19 protein-coding genes are annotated in these 23243 nt (G+C 64.5%); 10 read left to right on the top strand and 9 right to left on the bottom strand.

Features of this window, described 5'->3' with window-relative positions:
• Positions 1 to 29: 29 nt before the first annotated feature.
• Positions 30 to 692, bottom strand: coding sequence for a hypothetical protein (locus ACZ1JX_RS17275; protein ID WP_465124722.1), 663 nt, complete (start codon positions 690 to 692; stop codon positions 30 to 32).
• Between the two features lie 197 nt (positions 693 to 889).
• Here ACZ1JX_RS17275 and ACZ1JX_RS17280 point away from each other — a divergent pair, with 197 nt between their 5' ends.
• Positions 890 to 1867 (top strand): glycosyltransferase family 2 protein, encoded by a 978-nt coding sequence (locus tag ACZ1JX_RS17280; RefSeq protein ID WP_465124723.1) that lies wholly within the window; start codon positions 890 to 892, stop codon positions 1865 to 1867.
• On the opposite strand, the gene ACZ1JX_RS17285 is transcribed toward ACZ1JX_RS17280, so the two are convergent.
• The 3 genes from ACZ1JX_RS17285 to ACZ1JX_RS17295 all read right to left on the bottom strand — a co-directional run bounded on the left by ACZ1JX_RS17285 (position 1848) and on the right by ACZ1JX_RS17295 (position 3915).
• Positions 1848 to 2309, bottom strand: a complete 462-nt coding sequence (locus ACZ1JX_RS17285; RefSeq protein ID WP_465124724.1) for a MaoC family dehydratase — start codon at positions 2307 to 2309, stop codon at positions 1848 to 1850. The genes ACZ1JX_RS17280 and ACZ1JX_RS17285 overlap by 20 nt on opposite strands.
• 81 nt (positions 2310 to 2390) lie before the next feature.
• A complete protein-coding gene (locus ACZ1JX_RS17290; protein WP_465124725.1) occupies positions 2391 to 3761 on the bottom strand; it encodes a putative O-glycosylation ligase, exosortase A system-associated in 1371 nt (456 codons plus the stop codon).
• Positions 3754 to 3915, bottom strand: a complete 162-nt coding sequence (locus ACZ1JX_RS17295) for a hypothetical protein (protein WP_465124726.1) — start codon at positions 3913 to 3915, stop codon at positions 3754 to 3756. The genes ACZ1JX_RS17290 and ACZ1JX_RS17295 overlap by 8 nt, the downstream gene beginning before the upstream one ends.
• 66 nt (positions 3916 to 3981) lie before the next feature.
• Here ACZ1JX_RS17295 and ACZ1JX_RS17300 point away from each other — a divergent pair, with 66 nt between their 5' ends.
• The 4 genes from ACZ1JX_RS17300 to ACZ1JX_RS17315 all read left to right on the top strand — a co-directional run bounded on the left by ACZ1JX_RS17300 (position 3982) and on the right by ACZ1JX_RS17315 (position 13144).
• Positions 3982 to 5208 (top strand): TIGR04063 family PEP-CTERM/XrtA system glycosyltransferase, encoded by a 1227-nt coding sequence (locus ACZ1JX_RS17300; protein ID WP_465124727.1) that lies wholly within the window; start codon positions 3982 to 3984, stop codon positions 5206 to 5208.
• Positions 5209 to 5262: 54 nt separating this feature from the next.
• Positions 5263 to 6798, top strand: a complete 1536-nt coding sequence (locus ACZ1JX_RS17305; RefSeq protein WP_465124728.1) for a hypothetical protein — start codon at positions 5263 to 5265, stop codon at positions 6796 to 6798.
• Positions 6799 to 7056: 258 nt separating this feature from the next.
• Positions 7057 to 11697 carry a glutamate synthase large subunit gene (gltB, locus tag ACZ1JX_RS17310; protein WP_465124729.1) on the top strand — a complete coding sequence of 1547 codons (4641 nt, stop codon included), beginning with the start codon at positions 7057 to 7059 and terminating at the stop codon, positions 11695 to 11697.
• Positions 11698 to 11710: 13 nt separating this feature from the next.
• Positions 11711 to 13144, top strand: coding sequence for a glutamate synthase subunit beta (locus ACZ1JX_RS17315; RefSeq protein ID WP_465124730.1), 1434 nt, complete (start codon positions 11711 to 11713; stop codon positions 13142 to 13144).
• Between the two features lie 222 nt (positions 13145 to 13366).
• Here ACZ1JX_RS17315 and ACZ1JX_RS17320 read toward each other — a convergent pair whose 3' ends face one another.
• A complete protein-coding gene (locus tag ACZ1JX_RS17320) occupies positions 13367 to 14695 on the bottom strand; it encodes a hemolysin family protein (RefSeq protein WP_465124731.1) in 1329 nt (442 codons plus the stop codon).
• A 179-nt stretch (positions 14696 to 14874) separates the two neighbouring features.
• Here ACZ1JX_RS17320 and ACZ1JX_RS17325 point away from each other — a divergent pair, with 179 nt between their 5' ends.
• The gene (locus tag ACZ1JX_RS17325) at positions 14875 to 15567 is read left to right on the top strand and encodes a YiaD family glycine zipper/OmpA-like lipoprotein (RefSeq protein ID WP_465124732.1); all 693 of its coding nucleotides are present in this window, start codon (positions 14875 to 14877) and stop codon (positions 15565 to 15567) included.
• A gap of 129 nt (positions 15568 to 15696) precedes the next feature.
• Positions 15697 to 16692, top strand: coding sequence for an aldo/keto reductase (locus ACZ1JX_RS17330; RefSeq protein ID WP_465124733.1), 996 nt, complete (start codon positions 15697 to 15699; stop codon positions 16690 to 16692).
• Here the strand turns inward: ACZ1JX_RS17330 and ACZ1JX_RS17335 are convergent.
• A complete protein-coding gene (locus ACZ1JX_RS17335) occupies positions 16689 to 17471 on the bottom strand; it encodes a 3'(2'),5'-bisphosphate nucleotidase CysQ (RefSeq protein ID WP_465124734.1) in 783 nt (260 codons plus the stop codon). The genes ACZ1JX_RS17330 and ACZ1JX_RS17335 overlap by 4 nt on opposite strands.
• A 222-nt stretch (positions 17472 to 17693) precedes the next feature.
• On the opposite strand from ACZ1JX_RS17335, the gene sucC reads away from it, so the two are divergent.
• From sucC to ACZ1JX_RS17350, 3 genes are all read left to right on the top strand, one after another.
• Complete coding sequence (sucC, locus tag ACZ1JX_RS17340) at positions 17694 to 18893, top strand: ADP-forming succinate--CoA ligase subunit beta (RefSeq protein WP_465124735.1); 1200 nt, start codon at positions 17694 to 17696, stop codon at positions 18891 to 18893.
• A 203-nt stretch (positions 18894 to 19096) separates the two neighbouring features.
• Complete coding sequence (locus tag ACZ1JX_RS17345; protein WP_465124146.1) at positions 19097 to 19849, top strand: electron transfer flavoprotein subunit beta/FixA family protein; 753 nt, start codon at positions 19097 to 19099, stop codon at positions 19847 to 19849.
• Position 19850: 1 nt separating this feature from the next.
• Positions 19851 to 20783, top strand: coding sequence for an electron transfer flavoprotein subunit alpha/FixB family protein (locus ACZ1JX_RS17350; RefSeq protein ID WP_465124145.1), 933 nt, complete (start codon positions 19851 to 19853; stop codon positions 20781 to 20783).
• Between the two features lie 337 nt (positions 20784 to 21120).
• Here ACZ1JX_RS17350 and ACZ1JX_RS17355 read toward each other — a convergent pair whose 3' ends face one another.
• The 3 genes from ACZ1JX_RS17355 to ACZ1JX_RS17365 form a co-directional block, all read right to left on the bottom strand.
• Complete coding sequence (locus ACZ1JX_RS17355; protein ID WP_465124736.1) at positions 21121 to 21804, bottom strand: glutathione S-transferase family protein; 684 nt, start codon at positions 21802 to 21804, stop codon at positions 21121 to 21123.
• A gap of 196 nt (positions 21805 to 22000) precedes the next feature.
• Entirely contained in the window at positions 22001 to 22549 is a 549-nt protein-coding gene (locus tag ACZ1JX_RS17360; protein WP_465124737.1) for a glutathione peroxidase, read from the bottom strand.
• A 16-nt stretch (positions 22550 to 22565) separates the two neighbouring features.
• Positions 22566 to 23225, bottom strand: a complete 660-nt coding sequence (locus ACZ1JX_RS17365) for a CoA transferase subunit B (RefSeq protein WP_465124738.1) — start codon at positions 23223 to 23225, stop codon at positions 22566 to 22568.
• Between the last annotated feature and the right edge of the window lie 18 nt (positions 23226 to 23243).

The following is a 23243-nucleotide window of genomic DNA, read 5'->3' on the forward strand; positions in this document are numbered from 1 at the left end:
GTGCAGCCTCCCCGCGTTGACTCTCAGGCTCAGGCAGGAGCCGGCGCGCCAAGATACTTTGCCACAAGGCCCTGTTCGACAAGGGCATCGAGCGAGGCCTTGAAGCCATCGTTGATCATCCCTTCGAAGCCGTCGATATCGAACTTGGCGCGGGTGCCGACACCTGACGTCTTGACGACCTCGACCACCTTCTTCTGGGCGCGGTCGAAGATCTGCCACTCGACCGAGATACTGATCTCGCCCTTGTAGCCATTTACCGAATCGCACATCCGCACGTTCGTGGGCTGCAGCGTCGCCCCGAACAGGAAGTTTGCCTGATTGGGATCGCCGTCACCCTCGAACAGATCGTTCGAGGTCGCCTGCACCTTGAAGCCCTTGGCCTTCAGGTGGTCTGAGAAAAGCCGCTCGAAGCGCTCGAAGTTCAGGGTGCGCTGATCGTCCCCGAAGTTTACCGGGCTACCGCTCAGCAGGCAGATCGTGCCGACCTTGATCTTCTGGTTTTCCTTGGTGATTTCCGGATTGAGGATGATCTTGCTGAACTTCGCGATCTTTTGCGAAGTGGCCGCCGGAGCCGAAACCGGTGCAGCGCTTGTTGCCGCAGGTGCAGCCGTTGGGGCGGATGCTGTCTCCTGCGCATTTGCAGTTGTCGCAAGAACAACCGCGAGAACCAAACCCGAAACCGCAATCTTCATGATGTAATGCCCCCACTGTGCCGGAGTTTAGCTACCAAGCTGCGCTCTTGCGTCAATATGCAGACATGCCAGGCTGAGGTTCATACCTTAAGGCTGCACCGTTCCAATCCGGTACAGGCTTCCCGCTTCGCCCGCGCGAAACATTGCGCAATCTTGCGGACAACCGGCGGTTGCCTTCGCCTGTCACAAGTCCGCCAGTGGACACGGATTTCGAAAGCATTCGCTGGAGCGACCGCAGCCTGCTCTGCGACGTGGACGGCGCAGACCGGGTGGCGATCGCGCGAGCGCTGGTTGGCCCGCGCGTCAGCGTTGTCCTGCCCGTCCACAATGGCGCGGCCTATCTCGAGGAAGCCCTTCACTCCATTCGCAATCAGACCTTCGCCGATTTCGAACTGATCTGCGTTGATGACGGTTCGACCGACGAGACACCTGAAATTCTCTTGCGGCATGCAGCTGCCGACCGCCGCATCCGCATAATCACCAATCGTCCCAACAAGGGCCTGCCCGGAGCGCTCAACACCGGCTTTGCGGCAGCGCGCGGGTCGCTGCATTGCTGGACCTCGGACGATAACATCGCCCGCCCGCAGATGCTGGAGCGACTTGTCGAGGCGCTGGATGCCGATCCGGACGCAGCGATTGCCCACGCGAACTACAGCGTGATCGACGCGACCGGGGCTGTCACCGGCTTCCAGAAGGTCGGCCCCGCCTCCGAGATCCTGTTCGGCAACCGTATCGGCGCGGCGTTTCTCTATCGCGCCGAAGTGACGCGCACACTTGGCGGTTATGACGAGGGCCTGTTCGGCGTGGAAGACTACGACTTCTGGCTCCGGGCCGCGCGCGCCTTCCGCTTTGTCACGCTGGACGAGGACTTATATCTATATCGCCGCCACGATGGCAGCCTGACCGACCGCCGAGCCTTGAAGATCCACCGCCTTGTTGCGCGGGTCATCACGCGTGAACTCGCGCTGGTCGAAAATGATGCGACGACCGCCAGCGTGCTGCTCGAACACGGCCTTGCCAGCCGGATCGATCCAAGGCTCGACATGCTATGGCGGGCATTCCGCCTGAGGCCGGGTCTGGCACTGCGCAAGGCCCCGGCCATTTGCCGGCACCTCGCGCATCACTTGCGCCGCGCGCTTGGCAGTGTCGCGGGCCTTACACGAAGAACTGGGTGATCCACTCGCACATCAGGGCGGGCTTGTCCTCGCCCTCGATCTCGACCGTGATCTCCATCGTCTGCTGCCATTGGCCGGGGCGTTTTTCTTCCATGTCGAGCAGCTTGAACACGCCGCGCACGCGCTTGCCGACCCGTACCGGGGCGAGGAAGCGGGTGCGATTGCCGCCGTAGTTGACGCCCATCTTGATGTGCTCGGGCCGCGGGCAATCGCTTTCCATGGTCAGCAGCGGGATCAGCGACAGGGTCAGGAATCCGTGCGCGATCGGGCCGCCAAACGGGGTGAGCTTCGCCTTCTCGGGATCGACATGGATGAACTGGAAGTCGCCCGTCGCCTCGGCGAACTTGTTGACGCGCTCCTGCGTGATCTCGACCCACTTCGACGTGCCGACGACCTGGCCGATCATGGCCTGGACGTCTTGCGGGGGGACGAACCTCGTCATTGCCATTGCTCTCCTGCGATCCTCTTGTTGCGACACAATGGCCGCAAGCAGGGTGTGGAGCAAGGGGCTTTAAGCGCTTGGTTAAGCGACTGAGGGAAGGGGCGCTGCAGGGCTCTTCGGTTTGCGGAACGGCTCATGCGTCGCGGTGCGCACGCGCTTGATATAGGCCCACAACCCGCATTGCAGCCCGACCAGCATGTAGCAGAACGGCTGGAACGCGATGCCGACGAAGGTCGAGCCGACGAGGTAGATGATCTGCGCCTGCTGCAGCGCCTCGGCGAGCGGCGAGACCCAGCGAAACTCGGGCGAGGTTTCCTTGCGATAACGTCGTCGCAGCACTTCCATCTGCCACACGCCAAGCAGGTGGAGGGCGAGCCACAGGGCAAGGCCGGGATAGCCCTGCTCGCCCAGCATCTCGAAATAGCTCGAGTGATAGGCCCGGCCTTCCTCGACGATCGGCTGGTACTCAAGCGCGGCGTTGTTGTCCCCAGCGTAGTCGGCCTTGACGGTATCGTAGGTAAGCTTGTTCTGGCGATAGGCTTCGAAGCCGCCGCCGAAGGGGTGGCGCTTGGCGAATTCGATCGTCCACTTCCACACCGCCACGCGGGTCGAGGCGGACTGGTCGGACTGATGGTTGCGGATCGTGCTCATGCGGTCGGTGAACTCCTTGGGCAGGAGCGGGACCGCGATCAGGGCGCCTGCGGCCATGACCGAGACGATCAGCATTCTCCGTTTGGCCGTGCGCAGGATCATGGCCGCCAGCACCACCACACAGACAAGGCCGGTGCGCGCGCCCGTGCCGATGGGCATCAGCACGCAGGCAAAGCACAGTGCCCAGGCGAAGATCTTCACGCGCCAGTCGGGCGGGAAGATCGTGCCGAACCGCGTCAGCCACAGCGCCAGCGGAATCACCGCGATGGCCACCGCCGAAATGATCGAGCCTTCGTAAAGCCCGGTGTTGTCGTTCACCAGCAGGCGCAGTTCGCCATAGCCGCCGCCGCCCGCTGCCGTCTTGATCCCGCCGCCGATCACGATCACGCCGATCGACAGGACAAGGATCAGCGTGATCGCCTCGATGCGCAGGCGCGTGCGCAGGGTCAGCGGCATGAACAGCGCCCAGAGCAGCGCCTTCCACACCCACGCCCACTTCTCTGCCGCCTCGACCGGGAAGTCGGCGGTCTGGGTGGTCAGGCCGCAATAAACCAGAAGGGTCAGCAGCAGGAACTGCCGAAGCGAGATGCGGATGCCGTTCTTGTCCTCGGCCACGAACCACGAAATGAAGGCGCAGAGAAACGCGATCAGCGAGACCGGGATATGGCTGAGGATACCCCAGCTGACCTTCTGCGGCGCGACGATGTCGATATAGCTGTAGGCGAGCACGAAGATGAACGGCTTGCGAAAGCCCGCGCCGATGAAAGCGAGCACACAGGACAGCAGGAAAAGGTCAAGCATCGCTGCTTCCCGGCGCAGGGTCACGCGGCTTGCGGAAAGGCACCTTGCGGCTTGGCAGCGAGGGATCGTCATCGAGATCGTCACGATGCAGCAGCCGCCAGACGGCAATCGCCATCAGGATATGCGGCAGGAATATCGTGAACTTGTCGATCATGTCCGGCCACCGCTACCCGATCGAGGTTGACGCGGCGTTAAGCCTTCCGTGGCAGGTGTGAGCGCCATGACCCGCGTGCTCCATGTCCTCGACCACTCGCTGCCGCTTCACAGCGGCTACACCTTCCGCACCCGCGCGATCCTGAAGGCGCAGGAGGCGATGGGGCTGGAAGTGCGCGGGGTGACCGGGCAGCGCCATGCCGCGCAGTCGCCGAGCGATCCCGAAGTGGTCGACGGCCTGACCTTCCATCGGACACCCGGTGAAGCAGGCGGGTTGCCGCTGGTGCGCGAATGGTCCGAAGTCTCGGCTATGGCTGACCGGATCGTGTCTCTGGCCGGGGAATGGCGGCCCGACGTGCTCCACGCCCACTCGCCAGCGCTTTGCGGTCTTGCCGCGCTCAAGGCCGGGCGCAGGCTCGGCATTCCGGTGGTCTACGAGATCCGCGCCTTCTGGGAGGATGCAGCGGTCGGCAATGGCACCGGGCGCGAAGGCTCGGCAAAGTACTGGCTGACCCGTGTGCTCGAGAATGACGTCGTCAGCGGGGCCGACCGGGTCGTTACGATCTGCCAGGGCCTGCGCGACGACCTGATCGCGCGCGGCTTTGCGCCCGAAAAGCTCTCGATCATGCCGAACGGCGTTGACCTCGAGATGTTCGGCGATCCCTTGCCGCACGATCATGCGCTGGCCGCCGAACTGGGGCTGGGCGAAGGGCCGGTGATCGGCTTCCTCGGCAGCTTCTACCCCTACGAAGGTCTCGACGACATGATCGCGGCCATGCCCGCCATCGTCGCGAAAGTGCCCGATGCGCGCCTGTTGCTCGTCGGCGGAGGGCCTGCCGAAGCGGCGCTGCGTGCGCAGGCCGAAGCCTCGCCTGTTGCCGATGCCATTCGCTTCGTCGGCCGCGTGCCGCATCGCGAGGTGGACCGCTATTACTCGCTGGTCGATGTCGTATGCTATCCGCGCAAGGGCATGCGCCTGACCGAACTGGTCACGCCGCTCAAGCCTCTGGAAGCCATGGCGCAGGGCAAGCTGGTCGGCGCATCGGACGTGGGCGGCCACCGCGAACTGATCGTGCATGGCCAGACCGGCACGTTGTTTCCCGCCGATGACCCCGCCGGCCTTGCCGCCGCAATGGCGCAATTGCTCAGCTCTTCCGCCGATTGGCCCGCACGGCGCGAGGTCGCGCGCAGCTTCGTGCGCGAGCATCATGACTGGGCTCGCAACGTCAGGCGTTATCTTGCTGTTTACCAAGCCCTGTTACCGAGTCTCGACTTGCCATCGGTTGCGGCCTGACGGTCGCTCTGTCGGCAAGACACGATCTGGGACGAGAACAGGGACGACCGCCACGTGACCGCGACCAAGCGCAAGCCAAAGCCCATCACCGCGCATCCGCTGTTCCCGGTCGTGACCGCGCTCTGGTTCGCCACCTTCTTCGGCCTTGGCAGCTTTGCCGTTGCGCCTGCCGTGCTCGAAGGCCCGGTCGTTGCATTGGGCATCCCGGCACTTATCCCCGCCGCCGCGCCGCCGCTCGGCTTTACCGCCAGGGTCATGCTGGCGTTGGCCATGCTTGTGGCGGGAGGGGCGATCGGTTTCCTCGTCGGACGCAAGCTGGGTCCAGGGACGGCTTCCGCCGCTCCGCGCAAGCGCGCTGCCGCGGGCTTCTCGCGCCGCGATTCGGGCACCTTCGAGGCCGAAGCGCCCCGCCGCCCGCTCAATCCCGCAGAAGACCTCGACGATCCGCCGCTCGACGCGCCGTCGGCCGAACCCGCACCGCTGCGCCGTCGCAGTCTGTCACTTTCCGACGAGGGTCAGTTGCACGTGCCGAGCGAGCTGGCACCGCTGCCCGGTCACCTCCCATGGGAGCGTGAGGAACGCCCTGTCGGGCAGGTCCCTGCGCGCCATGGCACTACCGAGGATCCGCTGGCGCTCGACCTCCTGTTCGAGAATGCGCAATCGCACGTCGAGGCCGTCGAACCCGCGCCTGTAGCAGCTCCCGCCCCATTCCGGACAGAACCTGAAGTTGCTCCACTGCAACCCGCGCCTGTGCCGCCTGCCGCTCCGGTGGTGGCCGAGCCAGTCCAGAGCAAGCCCGCGCCGCTGCTTCAGGCCCCGGTGGCCGACATCACTCCGCTCGAGCGTGCGCCGCTGGAAAGCCTCGGCCTGGTCCAGATGATCGAGCGGCTTGCGCTTGCCATCTCGCGCCGCACGGCTCCGAGCAGGGACATCTCGGCACTTGAAGAGTCGAGTTTTGCGCAGCCCGTGCGCGAGAGTGCTCCAGCCATGGCCCCCGCACCGGTCGAGCCCACGATTGCCGTGCAGCCGTCGGCAGCGCCCCAGACCGAGCGCGTCGTCCGCCTGCGCCCTGCAGCCCTGCAGCAGGTTGCACCGACAGATGTAGTGAATGCCGATCCGGACGAGGACTCCGACGTCCCCGGTCTCGACCGCTTCCTTCGTGTGAGCAAGACCAGCGCGCCAGCCTCCGAAGACGTTGCACCGGCCGAGCCCGAAGTCGCCGAAGACCGCTATCCCTCGCTGCTCGACATGGGACCCGCGCCCCACCGCCACGAAGGCCTGCGGATCGACGATGGCCTTGGCCTTGCCGAACTGCCGGAAAGCGATGGCGAGATCGAACCGGTGGTGGTGTTCCCGGGGCAGGATTCGCCCCTGCTCGGAGCAACGCGCCCGTTCGAGCGGCCCTCGATCCTCACCGTGCCCGGATCGCCGCTTGCCGCGCCTGGCCGCGCCGCCCCCTCCGCTCCCGGCGAGCAACTGGCCGAGGCTGGCGCTGCCGCAACGCCGCCAGTCCTTGCCGATCCGGCGGAAGCGGACCGCGCACTGCGCGCGGCCTTGGCAACCCTTCAGCGGATGACCGCTCAGGGCTGAACAATTCAGGCCGTTGTGACGGCTTTTTCGGCCTGCAAACGCCCGAAAAACCGTCCTTTCTGCCGTATCGCAACCGTATTTTCGGCATTAACCGCCCGGTTGATGCCCCTGCGCAGTTGCAAAATAACTTTCCTGCAGTCATGGGGGCACTTCGCGCAATTTTCGTCGCTTTTCCGCGAGGGTGATTCGCGTGTCGTTGTCATTTTGGCCGCAGCTTTTTAGCCGCCGCCTCTTATTGAATGCAGGACGATCATCGAGATGGGATTTCCGCCGGTTCAGGGCCTCTACGATCCGCGTAACGAACATGATGCTTGTGGCGTGGGCTTCATTGCCCACATCAAAGGCCAGAAAAGTCATGCCATCGTGGACCAGGCGCTGGAGATTCTGCACAATCTCGACCATCGCGGTGCCGTCGGCGCCGACCCGCTGCTGGGTGACGGTGCGGGCATCCTGATCCAGCTGCCCGACCAGCTGTTCCGCAAGTGGGCCGCTTCCGAAGGCAAGGACCTGCCGCAGCCGGGCGACTATGCCGTGGCCATGTGCTTCCTGCCGCAGGATGAGCCTTCGCGCCTGTTCGTGACCGAATTCTTCGAGAAGTTCATCGCCAAGGAAGGCCAGGAACTGATCGGCTGGCGCGACGTGCCGACCACGCTGGACGGCCTCGGCAAGACGGTGATCGAACAGATGCCGGTGATCCGCCAGTGCTTCATCAAGCGCGGGCCGACCACGCCCGATCAGGACGCGTTCGAGCGCAAGCTGCTCGCCATCCGCAAGCAGACGCAGAACCCGCTCGCCGCCATGGCCGAGAAGCACAACCTTCCCGGCGTGACGCAGCTCTACATGCCGAGCTTCTCGACCCGTACTATCGTGTACAAGGGCCTACTGCTCGCAAACCAGGTCGGCTCGTTCTATGACGACCTGCGCGATCCGGACTGCGTCTCGGCGCTCGGCCTCGTGCACCAGCGCTTCAGCACGAACACCTTCCCGAGCTGGAAGCTGGCGCACCCGTTCCGCTTCATCGCCCACAACGGCGAGATCAACACCGTTCGCGGCAACGTGAACTGGATGAACGCGCGCCGCCGCACGATGGAGTCCGAGCTGCTTGGCCCGGATCTCGACAAGATGTGGCCGCTGATCCCGCACGGCCAGTCCGACACCGCCAGCCTCGACAATGCGCTCGAGCTGCTGCTGGCCGGTGGCTACAGCCTTGCCCACGCGGTGATGATGCTCGTGCCCGAAGCCTGGGCCGGCAACCCGCTGATGAGCCCTGCGCGTCGTGCATTCTACGAATACCACGCCGCCCTGATGGAGCCGTGGGACGGCCCTGCCGCCGTCGCCTTCACCGATGGTCGTCAGATCGGCGCCACGCTGGACCGCAACGGCCTGCGTCCCGCACGCTTCTCGATCACGCGCGATGACCTGATCTGCATGGCCTCGGAAAGCGGCGTCCTGCCCTTCCGCGAGGAGGACATCGTCCGCAAGTGGCGCCTCCAGCCGGGCAAGATGCTCCTGATCGACATGGATCAGGGCAAGATCATCGAGGACGAGGAAATCAAGGCCGAGCTGGCCAATGCCGAGCCTTACGAAGAATGGCTCGAGCAGGCGCAATACAAGCTCAAGGAGCTTGAGGTCATCGAGCCCGAGCTGGCCGCGCTGCCGGTGGAAACCACTTCGCTGCTCGATCGCCAGCAGGCTTTCGGCTACACGCAGGAAGACCTCAGCAAGTTCCTCGAGCCGATGGCCGTGGCTGGTGACGATCCGATCGGTTCGATGGGTACCGACACGCCGATCGCGGTGCTGTCGCAGCGCTCGCGCCTGCTCTACGACTACTTCAAGCAGAACTTCGCGCAGGTCACCAACCCGCCGATCGACCCGATCCGCGAGGAACTGGTGATGTCGCTGGTGTCGATGATCGGCCCGCGCCCGAACCTGCTCGGCCACGATGCCGGCAGCCACAAGCGCCTCGAAGTCGACCAGCCGATCCTGACGAATGAGGACATCGCCAAGATCCGCTCGGTCGAGGCTGCGCTCGATGGCGCGTTCCGTACCGCGACGATCGACACCACCTGGGACGCCGCTGCCGGGGCCGATGGCCTTGAAATGGCGATCAAGGAAATGTGCTGGGCCGCCACCGAAGCGGTGCTTGCCGACAAGAACATCCTGATCCTGTCGGACCGCGCCCAGAACGAGAACCGCATTCCGATGCCGGCCCTGCTGGCAACCGCTGCGGTGCACCACCACCTCGTCCGCCAAGGCCTGCGTATGCAGACCGGGCTCGTGGTGGAAACCGGCGAAGCGCGCGAAGTGCACCACTTCTGCGTGCTGGCGGGCTATGGCGCCGAAGCGATCAACCCATACCTCGCGTTCGAGACGCTGGAGCAGATCCGCGTTGCGAAGGAGCTTCCGCTTGAAGCCAAGGACGTCAAGAAGAACTACATCAAGGCCATCGGCAAGGGCATCCTCAAGGTCATGTCCAAGATGGGCATCTCGACCTACCAGTCCTATTGCGGTGCCCAGATCTTCGACGCTGTCGGCCTGTCGACCGAGTTCGTGAATGCCTATTTCACCGGCACAGCGACCACGATCGAAGGCGTCGGTCTCAAGGAAATCGCCGAGGAAACCGTGCGCCGTCACGCCACGGCTTATGGCGACAACCCGATCTACAAGAAGATGCTCGACGTGGGCGGCATGTACCAGCTGCGCCTGCGCGGCGAGGAACACGCCTGGACGGCTTCCAACATTGCCAACCTGCAGCACGCCGTTCGCGGCAACATGCCGGAAAAGTACAAGGAATTCGCCCAGTCGATCAACGACCAGTCCGAACGGATGCTGACCATCCGCGGGCTGATGGACCTGAAGCTCGCCGATGAGCCGATCTCCATCGACGAAGTTGAACCCGCTGCCGAGATCGTCAAGCGCTTCGCCACTGGCGCGATGAGCTATGGCTCGATCTCCTGGGAAGCGCACACCACGCTGGCGCTGGCGATGAACCGCATCGGCGGCAAGTCGAACACCGGCGAAGGCGGTGAGGACCCTGCGCGCTTCAAGCCGCTGGCCAATGGCGATTCCATGCGGTCGGCGATCAAGCAGGTGGCCTCAGGCCGCTTCGGCGTGACTGCTGAGTACCTCGTCAATGCCGACGACGTGCAGATCAAGATGGCGCAGGGCGCAAAGCCTGGCGAAGGCGGCCAGCTGCCGGGTGACAAGGTCGACAAGACCATCGGCAAGACCCGTCACTCGACGCCGGGCGTCGGCCTGATCTCGCCGCCGCCGCACCACGACATCTACTCGATCGAAGACCTTGCGCAGCTCATTCACGATCTCAAGAACGTGAACACTGGCGCGCGTATCTCGGTCAAGCTGGTGTCCGAAGTGGGCGTGGGCACCGTGGCTGCGGGCGTTTCCAAGGCGCGTGCCGATCACGTGACGATCTCGGGCTACGAAGGCGGCACCGGCGCATCGCCTCTGACCTCGCTGACGCACGCCGGTTCTCCGTGGGAAATCGGCCTTGCCGAGACCCAGCAGACCCTGCTGCTCAACAACCTGCGCAGCCGCATCTGCGTGCAGGCCGATGGTGGTCTGCGCACCGGTCGTGACGTTGCCATCGCCGCCCTGCTCGGCGCGGACGAGTTCGGCTTTGCCACCGCTCCGCTGATCGCGGCCGGGTGCATCATGATGCGCAAGTGCCACCTCAACACCTGCCCGGTCGGCGTTGCCACGCAGGATCCGGTGCTGCGCGCGCGCTTCACCGGCCAGCCCGAGCACGTGATCAACTACTTCTTCTTCGTCGCCGAGGAACTTCGCGCGATCATGGCCGAAATGGGCTTCCGCACGGTTGCCGAAATGGTCGGCCGCGTGGACCGTCTCGACACCAAGAAGGCGATCACCCACTGGAAGGCACAGGGCGTCGACCTGTCGAAGCTGCTGCACCAGGTCGATCCGGTTCCCGGCACGACCCTGAACTGGAGCGAGACGCAGGATCACGGCCTCGAAGCCGCGCTCGACAACGACCTTATCGCCGCCAGCGCTCCGGCGCTGGAAAAGGGCGAGCCGGTCCGCCTCGAACGCAAGGTCATCAACGTCAACCGCACGGTCGGCGCGATGCTTTCGGGCGAAGTCGCCAAGAAGTACGGGCACAAGGGGCTGCCGGACAACACCATCCACGTCTCGTTCAAGGGCGTGGCAGGTCAGTCGTTCGGTGCGTTCCTGGCACACGGCGTGACGCTCGATCTCGTCGGCGATGCCAACGACTATGTCGGCAAGGGTCTTTCGGGCGGTCGCGTGATCGTTCGCCAGCCGGGCCATGTCGATCGTGACCCGACCGAGAACATCATCGTCGGCAACACCGTGCTCTACGGCGCCATCGCGGGCGAGGCCTATTTCAACGGCGTCGGCGGCGAGCGCTTCGCGGTCCGCAACTCGGGCGCGATCGCGGTTGTCGAAGGCACGGGTGACCACGGCTGCGAATACATGACCGGCGGTGTCGTCGTCGTGCTCGGCCGCACCGGACGCAACTTCGCGGCCGGCATGTCGGGCGGCGTTGCCTACGTCTATGACGTCGACGGCAACTTCGCCCAGCTCGTCAACGGCGCGATGGTCGATGTCCTGCCGGTTTCGGCAGAGCGTGACGAGGATGAAGGCACTGGCCGTCCGCAGCAGCGCGGGGTCGATGTCAACGACTACGGCATGGGCGACATGCTGCGTCACGATGCCGAACGCCTGCGCGTGCTGGTGGAACGCCACCACCTCTACACCGGCAGCAAGCGCGCCCGCGAGATCCTCGACAACTGGGGTGAATCGCTCGCGAAGTTCGTCAAGGTCATGCCGCGCGACTATGCGCGGGCGCTCCGTCAGATGGAGGCCGAGCGCCTCGAAGCCGCGTCGGTCGCGGCTGAGTAAGGGTTAGATTGCAATGGGTAAGGCAACCGGCTTTCTCGAAATCGATCGTCAGGACCGCAAGTACGATGCGCCTGCCGAACGCCTGAAGCACTATCGCGAGTTCGTGATCCCGCACGATGACGCCGGCCTCAAGGGGCAGGCGGCGCGGTGCATGAACTGCGGCATTCCGTACTGCCACAACGGCTGTCCGGTGAACAACCAGATCCCCGACTGGAACCACCTGGTCTACGAGAACGACTGGCGCGACGCGCTGACCAATCTCCACTCGACCAACAACTTCCCCGAGTTCACCGGCCGCATCTGCCCCGCCCCGTGCGAGGCGGCCTGCACGCTGAACATCGTCGACCAGCCGGTCACCATCAAGTCGATCGAATGCGCCATCGTCGATCGCGGGTGGAAGGAAGGATGGATCGAGCCGCAGGTCCCGGCAAAGAAGACCGGCAAGTCGGTCGCTGTCGTCGGCTCAGGTCCCGCAGGCCTCGCCGCTGCCCAGCAGCTGGCCCGCGCCGGTCACTCGGTGACGGTGTTCGAGAAGAACGACCGCATCGGCGGGCTGCTGCGCTACGGCATCCCCGACTTCAAGATGGAAAAGACCCACATCAACCGCCGCGCGATGCAGATGGAGGCCGAAGGCGTCCAGTTCCGCACCAGCGTGGAAGTGGGCGTGACCGTCTCGTTCGCTTCGCTCCAGGAAAACTTCGACGCGGTGGTGCTCGCAGGCGGCGCGGAAGATCCGCGCGGCCTCAACATCCCCGGTGCCGAGCTTCCCAGCGTGCGCATGGCGATGGAATTCCTCACCCAGCAGAACAAGCGCAACGCAGGCGACGATGAACTGCGCGCCGCCCCGCGCGGCTCGCTCTTCGCCACCGGCAAGCATGTCGTCGTCATCGGCGGCGGTGACACCGGCTCGGACTGCGTCGGCACCTCGAACCGCCAGGGCGCGCTCTCGGTCACCCAGCTCGAGATCATGCCCAAGCCGCCCGAGAAGGAAGACAAGGCGCTGTCGTGGCCGAACTGGCCGCTCAAGCTGCGCACCTCGTCGAGCCACGAGGAAGGCTGCGAGCGCGAGTTTGCCGTGCTGACCAAGCGCGTCGTCGGCGAGAACGACGTCGCCGGTCTCGAATGCGTCCGCGTCGAGTGGGTCGGTGGCCAGATGCAGGAAGTTGCAGGCAGCGAATTCACCATTCCCGCCGATCTGATCCTGCTCGCCATGGGCTTCGTCGGCCCGCGCAAGCAGGGTCTGCTCGAACAGGCCGGCGTCGAGCTTGATCCGCGCGGCAACGTCAAGGGCAACGTGGTCGACTACAAGACCAGCGTCGACAACGTCTTCGCCTGTGGCGACATGCGCCGCGGCCAGAGCCTCGTCGTCTGGGCGATCCGCGAAGGCCGCCAGTGCGCGCGCGCAGTGGACGAAGCGCTGATGGGCGTGAGCGAACTGCCGCGCTGATCGTCAGGCCATTGCTGAAAAAGGGAAGGGGCGTCCGCAAGGGCGCCCCTTTTCGTTGGCGACGCAAATCGCCGCCTGATCCGCGTCACTCGCTGATCACGTCATCCCTGCGAAGGCGGGGACCCATTACGCTGCGTCAAACGCCACGGTCAGTTACCAACGAAAGGTTATGGGCCCCGGCCTTCGCCGGGGTGACGGGGTGTGGTGGGAGAGCGTCGCGCTCTACCCATCCCCCTCCGGTGCTACCGCGGGCATGGCCTTTGTCCGGCAGACCAGCAGCTTGTCGATCTTGCGGCCGTCCATGTCGACCACCTCGAAGCGCCAGCCCTGATCGTGAAAGTGGTCACCTTCCGAAGGCAGGCGCTTGAGTACCGAAAGGCAGAAGCCCGCGGTCGTCGCAAATTCGCGATCGTCGGGCAGGTCGAGGCCCAGCCGGTCAGCCAGGGCATCGGCGGGCAGCGCGCCCGAGATCAGCAGCGAGCCATCCTCGCGCTCCACCACCATCGGTTCGTCGCCCGCGTCGGAATGGCCGACGAAGTTGCCCGCGATGGCCGCCAGCAGGTCTGCAGGCGTGACGATCCCTTCGAGATGGCCGTACTCGTCATGCACCAGTGCGATGGCCACCTCGGCCTGCTGGATCATCGTCAGCGCATCCATGGTGTCGAGTTGGTCCGGCACGATGGCGGGCTTCTTCATCAGCCGTCCCAGCTGTACCTTGCGCCCGCGCAGCAGCGTGGAGAGCACGTCGCGCACCTTCACCACGCCGACGATCTTGTCGACCGAACCGTCGGCCAGCAGCAGCAGTGAGTGCGGCGAATCCTCGATCGCGGCGCGCAATTCCGCTTCGCTCGCCTTGCGCTCGATCCAGTGGAGTTCGGTGCGCGGCGTCATCACCTCGCGGACCGGGCGCTCGGCCAGGCGCATGATGCCGGTCATCAGCGCGCGCTCTTCCTCCTCGATCACGCCCGATCGCGTGGCCTCGGCGAAGATCATGTGCAGTTCCTCGGCGGTCACTTCCTGATCGTTGCCCTGCTTGAGGCCCAGCAGGCGGATGATCGCGCTCGAGGAATTGTCGAGCAGCCACACGAACGGCGCGGTGATCTTCGACATCAGCGCCATGAATGGGGCCGCGATCTTGGCGATCGGCTCGGCCGCCCGCAGCGCCAGCTGCTTGGGCACCAGCTCGCCCACCACGAGGCTCAGGTAAGTGGTTATCGCAATGACGATGATGAAGCCGACGTCATCGGCATATTGGGCCGGGAAGCCCCAGGCGACGAGCCGGTCGGCCATCGGTCCGCCAAGGCTCGATCCCGAATAGGCACCGGCGATGATGCCCACCAGCGTGATGCCGATCTGCACGGTCGAAAGAAACTTTCCGGGGTCCGCAGCCAGCGCCAGCGCGACCTTGGCGCCCTTGCTGCCTTCCTCCGCCGCAACCTTCAATCGCGCCGGACGTGCCGAGACGATCGCCAGTTCCGACATGGAAAACAAGCCGTTGAGCACTACGAGGCCCAAGATTACGAAGACGTCAGACCAGGGAAAAGGTGTCACTCGCGGGGCCCTAACAGATTTCTGCGCAAAGGCGAAGTCCGCCGTAATGTTCCCGCTGCGCAGGGACCGCCGGGTTCCCGTTCGGGAACCGTTCAGTCGAAACGGGCTTATCTAAACTGTCAAAGCGGCAATCTGTTGCATAGAGTGTTTTGCGGGATGCCGATGCAAGGGGACTTATAATGAAGATTCGTCGTGTCATGATGTCGAGCCTGTGTGCGGTTTCGCTGGTCAGTCTGTCTGCATGCGTCACCGATCCCAACACCGGTGAGAAGAAAGTCTCGCGCACGGCTATCGGCGGTATCGGTGGTGCGCTTGGCGGCGCGCTGCTGGGCGGCCTCATCGGCGGCAAGACCGGGCGTATCGTCGGCGCAGGCCTTGGCGGCGTTGCCGGTGGCGTCATCGGCTACCAGAAGGACAAGCAGATCAAGCAGCTGCGCGAGCAGACCGCTGGCACCGGCGTTGACGTGACCGAGACCGACAACGGTCAGGCGATCCTCGTCAACCTGCCCAACGGCGTGACCTTCGATGTCGACAGTTCGGCCGTGAAGCCCGGCTTCCGCGATACGCTAGACCGGATCGCCGCGTCGATGGTCCAGTACCCGAACTCGCTGATCGACGTGTACGGCCACACCGATTCGACCGGCTCGGACGCCTACAATCAGGCCCTGTCCGAACGCCGCGCCCGCGCGGTGGCGGATTACCTGATCTCGCGCGGCGTAGGGTACGCCCGTATCCGCAGCCAGGGTTACGGTGAATCGCAGCCGATCGCCTCGAACGACACCGAGGCTGGCCGCTCGGCCAACCGCCGCGTCGAGATCAAGATCGTGCCGATCAGCCAAGACGACGTGAACGCAGCGCGCTCGGGCCAGTAAGACTTACCAAGCTTTCATCAGCGGCGCTGCCCTTCGGGGTGGCGCCGCTTTTGTTATGGTTCATGCGTTTCGATGTTGACCGGGATCGGGCGGGGCTGGCATCGGCGCGCTCGAAGGAGACGAGTTCGCATGTCGATTCAGCGCCGCACGATCAATGGACGCGAGACCAACCCGATCGGGCTTGGCTGCATGTCGCTGAGCTGGGCCTACTCGGGCCGACCGAGCGAGGAGGATGGCATCCGCCTGCTCCAGCACGCGGTCGACATCGGCTATGACCATTTCGATACCGCCCGCCTCTATGGCCTCGGCCATAACGAGACGCAGGTCGGCAATGCACTCAAGGGCCGCCGCGACAAGGTCTTCCTCGCCTCGAAAATGGGCATCTTCGCCAGCGGCGACAAGCGCGGGATCGATTGCCATCCCGATACCATCCGCAGCGAACTCGAAGTCTCGCTCCGCCTGCTGCAGACCGACCACATCGATCTCTACTACATGCACCGCCGCGATTTCACCGTGCCGATCGAGGATTCGGTCGGCGCGATGGCGGACCTCGTAAAGGAGGGCAAGATCGGTGGCATCGGCCTCTCCGAAATGTCGGCAGACACCCTGCGCAAGGCAGCCGCTGTCCACCCCATCGCTGCGATGCAGACCGAGTATTCGCCGTGGACGCGCCAGGCAGAGATCGCCGTACTGGAGGCCTGCCGCGAACTGGGCACGACTTTCGTCGCTTTCTCGCCCGTCGGGCGCGGCGTGCTCGCCAATGGCCTGCGCGATCCGCAAGCACTGCCCGACGGCGACATCCGCAAGGCCATGCCGCGCTTCACCGGCGAGAACTGGCAGAAGAACCTTGCTCTGGTGGATGCCTTCAACGCCATCGCCGCGCGCGAAGGCGTGACACCTGCGCAGCTCTCGCTCGCATGGGTGCTTTCGCGGGGCGAGCATGTCGTCGCCATCCCCGGCACCGGCAAGATTGCCCACCTTGAAGAGAACATCGCCCGCTGGGACTGGGAAATTCCTACCGCGGTCGCCGCCGAGGTCGATGCCCTGATCAACCAGCAGACCGTCGCCGGTCACCGCTACGCTGGCGCGATGCTGCCGACCATCGACACCGAGGATTTCGTCTAGGTCTGAACCAGCTTCGCCGCGCGATCTGCCAGCCGCTCTACCGCAGCAGCGTGGATCGCGGGCGCGGTCACCAGCAGGCCGAATGCGCGCGGGTCGCGCTTGTTGTAGTCGAGCGGTTGGCCGAACGCGTCTGACACTACCGCGCCCGCCTCGCGTGCGATCAGGGTGGCTGCGGCAATGTCCCATTCGAAGCCCCAGCGCAGGGTCGCCAGCAGGTCGGCCTCGTTCGCGCCGACCATGGCGATGCGCAGGGCAATTGAGTTGGGCTTTTCCACCGTCACCAGATCGGCATCGGCCTTGGGCAGGCTGTCTGCCGGAACCCTGGACCCTGCCAGCACCGTGCGCGTGCTAGCGCTGAGCGCGAGGCCGTTCCTCGTCGCCCCCTGTCCTGCAACGGCTGACCAGTATTCGTTCCGCGCAGGCGCGCTGAGCATCCCGATCAGTGGGCGTCCTTCGCTGACCAGCGCCACCGAAACCGACCAGCCGGGCCGTCCGCGCACGAAATCGCGCGTGCCGTCCACCGGATCGACCACCCAGCACAGCCCCCGTTCGAGGCGTTCGGGATGGTCGACCGTCTCTTCGGACAGCCACCCCGCCGAGGGGAGGAGCGCGCCGAGTTCGCGCTTCAGGAAGGCGTCGACCGCGAGGTCGGCATCGCAGACCGGGCTGCCCGGGGTCTTTTCCCACACCTGCGGAGCGTGGCCATGTCCCGGCCAGAGTCCGAGCGCCATCTCTCCGGCTGCGCGGACGATCTGGTGGAGGCGGTCATAGTCGATCATTCTGCGCCCTTGAACTTCGGAACTCTCAGGATAACTTGCAATTGCGAGTTGTTATCAAACTTTGGTTGAGACCTCGCGTTTACGCCCCTTTTCAAGCTCCCTCGGCTGTGCTTAAGGCATTCCGACTCAAAGCGCCAACCGCGGCGCATACCTTTGCGCCGATAGTGGCGCGCCTGTCGGTTTTCCGGTGCAAGCCGGGGCCATTCAAGTCGGGGATCACGCATGAACGTCCATGAATATCAGGCCAAGGAACTGCTCGCGAAGTTTGGCGTCGGCATTCCGGCCGGCATCGCCGCGCTGACCGTGGAAGAGGCCGTCGCCGCTGCCAAGCAGCTGCCCGGACCGCTCTATGTCGTCAAGGCGCAGATCCACGCCGGTGGCCGTGGCAAGGGCAAGTTCAAGGAACTCCCCGCCGATGCCAAGGGCGGCGTGCGCCTCGCCAAGAGCATCGAGGAAGTCGAATCGTTCGCCAAGGAAATGCTCGGCAACACCCTCGTCACCGTGCAGACCGGTGAAGCAGGCAAGCAGGTCAACCGCCTCTATGTCACCGATGGCGTTGATATCGCCAAGGAATACTACCTCTCGATGGTCGTCGATCGCGCCACCAGCCGCGTCGCGATGATCGTGTCGACCGAAGGCGGCATGGACATCGAAGAAGTCGCCCACTCGACGCCGGAAAAGATCGCCACGATCACCATCGATCCGGCTGAAGGCTTCATGCCGCACCACGGTCGTGCCGTCGGCTATGCGCTCAAGCTGACCGGTGACCTCAACAAGCAGGCCGGCAAGATTGCCGAGCAGCTCTACAACGCATTCGTTGCGCTCGATTGCGACATGCTCGAGATCAACCCGCTGGTCGAAACCAAGGACGGCAATCTCCTGGTGCTCGACACCAAGATGAGCTTCGATTCGAACTCGCTCTATCGTCACCCCGATGTCGTCGCCCTGCGCGACGAGACCGAGGAAGACCCGGCGGAAATCGAAGCCAGCAAGTATGACCTCGCCTACATCAAGCTCGATGGCAACATCGGCTGCATGGTCAACGGCGCTGGCCTTGCCATGGCAACGATGGACATCATCAAGTTGAACGGCGAATTTCCTGCCAACTTCCTCGACGTGGGCGGCGGCGCCACCACCGAGAAGGTGACCGCGGCATTCAAGATCATTCTGCGCGATCCGGCGGTGAAGGGCATTCTCGTCAACATCTTCGGCGGCATCATGAAGTGCGACATCATCGCCGAGGGCATCGTTGCCGCGGCGAAGGAAGTGAACCTCTCGGTTCCGCTGGTCGTGCGTCTCGAAGGCACCAACGTGCAGCTCGGCAAGGACATCCTCGCCAACTCGGGCCTGCCGATCGTCCCGGCAAACGACCTTGGCGATGCTGCCAAGAAGATCGTTGCCGAGGTTCGCGCCGTCGCCTGATCGGGCGCTGGAGGCGACAGAATGAACGAAAGGGGCGCTGGGCAACCGGCGCCCCTTTCTGCATTCTGCACCGGCAGCCGTGCGCCAATCGGAGGCAGACATCTCATCTGCGATAAGGCACCGAACGGCAGCAATCGTGGTTGACGTTTACGTAAGCGCGAATTATGCCGCGCCCACTGGTTTTGAGGAAAGGACTGCTGGCAATGAAAGCCCTGGTCTGCGTGAAGCGGGTGATTGACTACAACGTGAAGCCGCGAGTGAAGGCGGACGGCACGGGTGTTGATCTTGCGAACGTGAAGATGAGCATGAACCCGTTCGACGAGATCGCGGTCGAGGAAGCCATTCGCCTGAAGGAAAAGGGCGTGGTGACCGAGATCGTGGCGGTGTCGGTGGGCGTTGCCAAGAGCCAAGAAACGTTGCGCACGGCGCTGGCCATGGGCGCGGACCGGGCGGTGCTGGTGCAGGTTGACGACGGCACCGAGGTCGAGCCGCTGGCCGTCGCCAAGATCATCAAGGGGATTGCCGATGAAGAGCAGCCCGCCCTGATCATCACCGGCAAGCAGGCGATCGACGATGACAGCAATCAGGTCGGCCAGATGGTCGCCGCGCTGCTCGGCCGTCCGCAGGGCACGTTCGCCAACGAAGTTGCGGTCGAGGGCGACGCGGTCGTCGTCAAGCGCGAGATCGACGGCGGTCTGCAGACCGTTCGCCTCGCTCTGCCCGCGGTCGTCACCACCGACCTGCGCCTGAACGAGCCGCGCTATGCAAGCTTGCCCAACATCATGAAGGCCAAGTCCAAGCCGCTGGCGAACAAGACCCCCGCCGACTACGGCGTGGACATCGCCCCGCGCCTCAAGACGCTCAAGGTCTCCGAACCGCCGGTGCGCTCGGCCGGCATCAAGGTGCCCGATGTCGACACGCTGGTCGCCAAGCTCAAGGAAATGGGAGTAGCCTGACATGGCCAATGTTCTCGTTCTCGTCGAACACGACAATGCCTCGGTCAAGGACGCCACCCTTGCCGCGGTGACCGCCGCATCGCAGTTGGGCGAAGTGACCGCGCTGGTCGCAGGGGCCAACTGCGACGGTGCCGCAAGTGCCGCCGCGCAGATCGCAGGCGTCGCCAAGGTGCTCAAGGCCGATGACGCCGCGCTTGCCAACGCACTGGCGGAAAACGTCGCCCCGCTCGTCGCGGGCCTGATGGCGAACTTCGACGCCTTCGTCGCGCCCGCCACGACCACCGGCAAGAACGTCGCCCCGCGCGTTGCCGCGCTGCTCGACGTGATGCAGATCTCGGACATCCTCTCGGTGGAGGGCCCCAGGACCTTCACCCGTCCGATCTACGCCGGCAACGCCATCGCCACGGTCGAATCGAGCGATGCCAAGCTGGTCATCACCGTGCGCGGCACCGCCTTTGCGAAGGCGGCCCCCACCGGCGGCTCTGCCAGCGTCGAAGCCGTCGCAGCCACCGCCGACAGCGGCCTCAGCACTTTCGTCAGCGCCGAGATCGCCAAGAGCGAGCGCCCGGAACTGACCAGCGCCAAGATCATCGTCTCGGGCGGCCGCGCGCTGAAGGACGCTGCAACCTTCGAGCAGGTCATCACCCCGCTGGCCGACAAGCTGAACGCCGGCATCGGCGCATCACGCGCCGCGGTCGACGCAGGCTACGTGCCCAACGACTACCAGGTCGGCCAGACCGGCAAGATCGTGGCGCCCGAAGTCTACATCGCGGTCGGCATCTCGGGCGCGATCCAGCACCTCGCTGGCATGAAGGACTCCAAGACCATCATCGCCATCAACAAGGACGAGGACGCCCCGATCTTCCAGGTCGCAGACATCGGCCTCGTCGGCGACCTCTTCACGCTCGTCCCGGAACTCACCGGGAAGCTGTAATCCGCACAATGCCATGTTGGAGTGTTTCCCCGGGGAAACACTCCATATGGGTTAGTTGGTCAACAGAGAGGCCTCGCCATGACGGCGAGGCCTTTTGCGGATGCGGACGTCGGAGGTCCACCCCTGACCCCTCCCGCCTGCGGAAGGGGGATGATCCAGGGAATTCGCATGAATTGCATCTCGTGCAACTGCAACTCCGTCCTTCGCACTTGCGGAATCGGGCCAGAAACCGCACATAGGACAGGCCTTTCAGGCATCCTCTCCCAAACTTTCCAAGGCTGGTCTTCGGACCAGCCTTTCTTTTTGCGCAATTGACTCGTGTGATAGCGAGTGCTGCTCAGGCCTTGCGGTAGTCCGCGACGATCTCGCCGCATTCCGCGAGTTCGGTTTCGTGGCCTTCCTCGCGCCATGCTTCGTCCAGCGCTTCGGCTTCCCACTGCTGCATTGCCGGGTGGGCAAGGACATGATCGACCCAGGCCTGCCCCTTGCCGACATCGAGACCATAGGTGCGGATGCGGAAGGCGACGGGGGCGAAAAAGGCGTCCAGCGCGGTGAAGGCGGGGCCTGCAAGCCACGGGCCGCCGAAGCGCTCGAGGCCTTCCTCGAAGATCTCGCGCACGCGGGCCACGTCGCGCACGAGAGCGGGCCGCATCGGGCGAGGCTTGACCCGCACGCCGACGTTCATCGTGCAGTCGTTGCGCAGCGCCGAGAAGCCGCCGTGCATTTCGGTTACCGCGCATGTGGCGAAGGCGCGGGCGGCTTCATCGGCGGGCCAGATGCCCTGGTGTCGCTCTGCCAGATAGAGCGTGATGCCGAGCGAATCCCAAACCGTGCGCGCTCCATCGAGCAGGACCGGCACCTGCCCGGTCGGCGAGAAGGTGCGGAATTCGTCGTAGTTGGAGGGCTTGGTGAAAGGCTCGATCCGGTCGGCGAAGGGAATGCCGAGTGCCTTCATCAGCACCCATGGGCGCAGCGACCAGCTGGAGTAATTGCGGTTGGCGGTGATCAGGGTGTAGCTCATGAGGCGAACCTATTCGTTTCGAGCCATTGCGCGCCACCCTTTTTTCGTTTCCCCGGGCTGGACCTGGGGCCTCTCTTTTCTGCGATGTTGGGAGACAAAAGCGGGATCCCGGATCAAGTCCGGGATGACGATGATGAGACGGAGTGGGGGAATCCAGCAAGCCAGAGCCGCAGGACAGGTGGGTAAGGCCCGCGCGTTACTTCGCCAGTTCAGCCTCGATTGCTGCGAGCAGGGCAGGGTCGTCGGGCGTGACGCCGGGGGCAAAGCGGGCGGCGACCTTGCCGTCGCGGCCGATCAGGAACTTTTCGAAGTTCCACAGGACTTCGGGGTCTTCGGTCGGCGTCATGCCATAGCCCTTGAGCTTTTCGCGGAATTCCTGCGCGGGGCCCTGCTTGGTCGGGGCAGCCTCGGTCAGCGCTGCGTAGAGCGGCTGCTTGTCCGGGCCGGTGACATCGGCCTTGGCAAAGAGCGGGAACGACACGCCGTAGTTGAGCTTGCAGAACTCGGCGATTTCCTCGTGGCTGCCCGGTTCCTGTGCGCCGAAATCATTGGCGGGGAAGCCGAGCACTTCGAACCCGCTGTCGACCTTTGCCTTGTACAGCGCTTCAAGCCCTTCGTACTGCGGGGTCAGGCCGCACTTGGAGGCCACGTTGACCACCAGCAGGACCTTGCCTGCGTGATGCCCGAGCGTGTCGGGGCTGCCGTCGATACGGCTCAGTGGGATCGTAGTCAGATCAGCAGCCATGTCATGCATCCCTTTGCTATTCGACGAAGTGCGCGGTCGTGCGGGCACGGACTTCCTCGGCGGTGACGCCCGGTGCGCATTCGATCAGCTTGAACGGCGAGTTGTGGTCCGGCCGCTGGAAAACCGCAAGGTCGGTCACGATCATGTCGACCACGCCCTTGCCGGTCAGCGGCAGGGTGCAGGCGGGGATGAACTTGGGATCGCCGTTCTTGGCGCAGTGCTCCATGACGACGATGATCTTCTTGACGCCCGCGACGAGATCCATCGCGCCGCCCATGCCCTTGATCATCTTGCCGGGGATCATCCAGTTGGCGATGTCGCCGTTTTCGGCGACTTCCATCGCGCCCAGCACGGTCAGGTCGATCTTGCCGCCACGGATCATGGCAAAGCTGGTCGCGCTGTCGAAATAGGCCGAGTGCGGCAGTTCGCTGATGGTCTGCTTGCCTGCGTTGATCAGGTCCGGGTCTTCCTCGCCCGCATAGGGGAAGGGGCCGATGCCGAGCATGCCGTTTTCCGACTGGAGCGTCACGGTCATGCCTTCGGGCACGTGGTTAGCGACAAGCGTCGGGATGCCGATGCCGAGGTTCACATAGTAGCCGTCCTGCAGTTCGCGCGCGGCGCGTGCCGCCATTTCGTCGCGGCTCCAGCCGGTCTTCAGCCCGTCATGCGTGGTCATGGTCTGCTCTTTCGTATC

It is taken from the genome of Novosphingobium sp. BL-A-41-Hi4A-0G (assembly GCF_055521735.1).

Excerpts from the sequence above, each read along its gene's own strand:
- ACZ1JX_RS17275 (WP_465124722.1), bottom strand. The coding sequence starts at position 692 with ATGAAGATTGCGGTTTCGGGTTTGGTTCTCGCGGTTGTTCTTGCGACA.
- ACZ1JX_RS17285 (WP_465124724.1), bottom strand. The coding sequence starts at position 2,309 with ATGACGAGGTTCGTCCCCCCGCAAGACGTCCAGGCCATGATCGGCCAG.
- ACZ1JX_RS17290 (WP_465124725.1), bottom strand. The coding sequence starts at position 3,761 with ATGCTTGACCTTTTCCTGCTGTCCTGTGTGCTCGCTTTCATCGGCGCG.
- ACZ1JX_RS17295 (WP_465124726.1), bottom strand. The coding sequence starts at position 3,915 with ATGATCGACAAGTTCACGATATTCCTGCCGCATATCCTGATGGCGATT.
- ACZ1JX_RS17300 (WP_465124727.1), top strand. The coding sequence starts at position 3,982 with ATGACCCGCGTGCTCCATGTCCTCGACCACTCGCTGCCGCTTCACAGC.
- gltB (WP_465124729.1), top strand. The coding sequence starts at position 7,057 with ATGGGATTTCCGCCGGTTCAGGGCCTCTACGATCCGCGTAACGAACAT.
- ACZ1JX_RS17315 (WP_465124730.1), top strand. The coding sequence starts at position 11,711 with ATGGGTAAGGCAACCGGCTTTCTCGAAATCGATCGTCAGGACCGCAAG.
- ACZ1JX_RS17325 (WP_465124732.1), top strand. The coding sequence starts at position 14,875 with ATGAAGATTCGTCGTGTCATGATGTCGAGCCTGTGTGCGGTTTCGCTG.
- ACZ1JX_RS17330 (WP_465124733.1), top strand. The coding sequence starts at position 15,697 with ATGTCGATTCAGCGCCGCACGATCAATGGACGCGAGACCAACCCGATC.
- ACZ1JX_RS17335 (WP_465124734.1), bottom strand. The coding sequence starts at position 17,471 with ATGATCGACTATGACCGCCTCCACCAGATCGTCCGCGCAGCCGGAGAG.
- sucC (WP_465124735.1), top strand. The coding sequence starts at position 17,694 with ATGAACGTCCATGAATATCAGGCCAAGGAACTGCTCGCGAAGTTTGGC.
- ACZ1JX_RS17345 (WP_465124146.1), top strand. The coding sequence starts at position 19,097 with ATGAAAGCCCTGGTCTGCGTGAAGCGGGTGATTGACTACAACGTGAAG.
- ACZ1JX_RS17350 (WP_465124145.1), top strand. The coding sequence starts at position 19,851 with ATGGCCAATGTTCTCGTTCTCGTCGAACACGACAATGCCTCGGTCAAG.
- ACZ1JX_RS17355 (WP_465124736.1), bottom strand. The coding sequence starts at position 21,804 with ATGAGCTACACCCTGATCACCGCCAACCGCAATTACTCCAGCTGGTCG.
- ACZ1JX_RS17360 (WP_465124737.1), bottom strand. The coding sequence starts at position 22,549 with ATGGCTGCTGATCTGACTACGATCCCACTGAGCCGTATCGACGGCAGC.
- ACZ1JX_RS17365 (WP_465124738.1), bottom strand. The coding sequence starts at position 23,225 with ATGACCACGCATGACGGGCTGAAGACCGGCTGGAGCCGCGACGAAATG.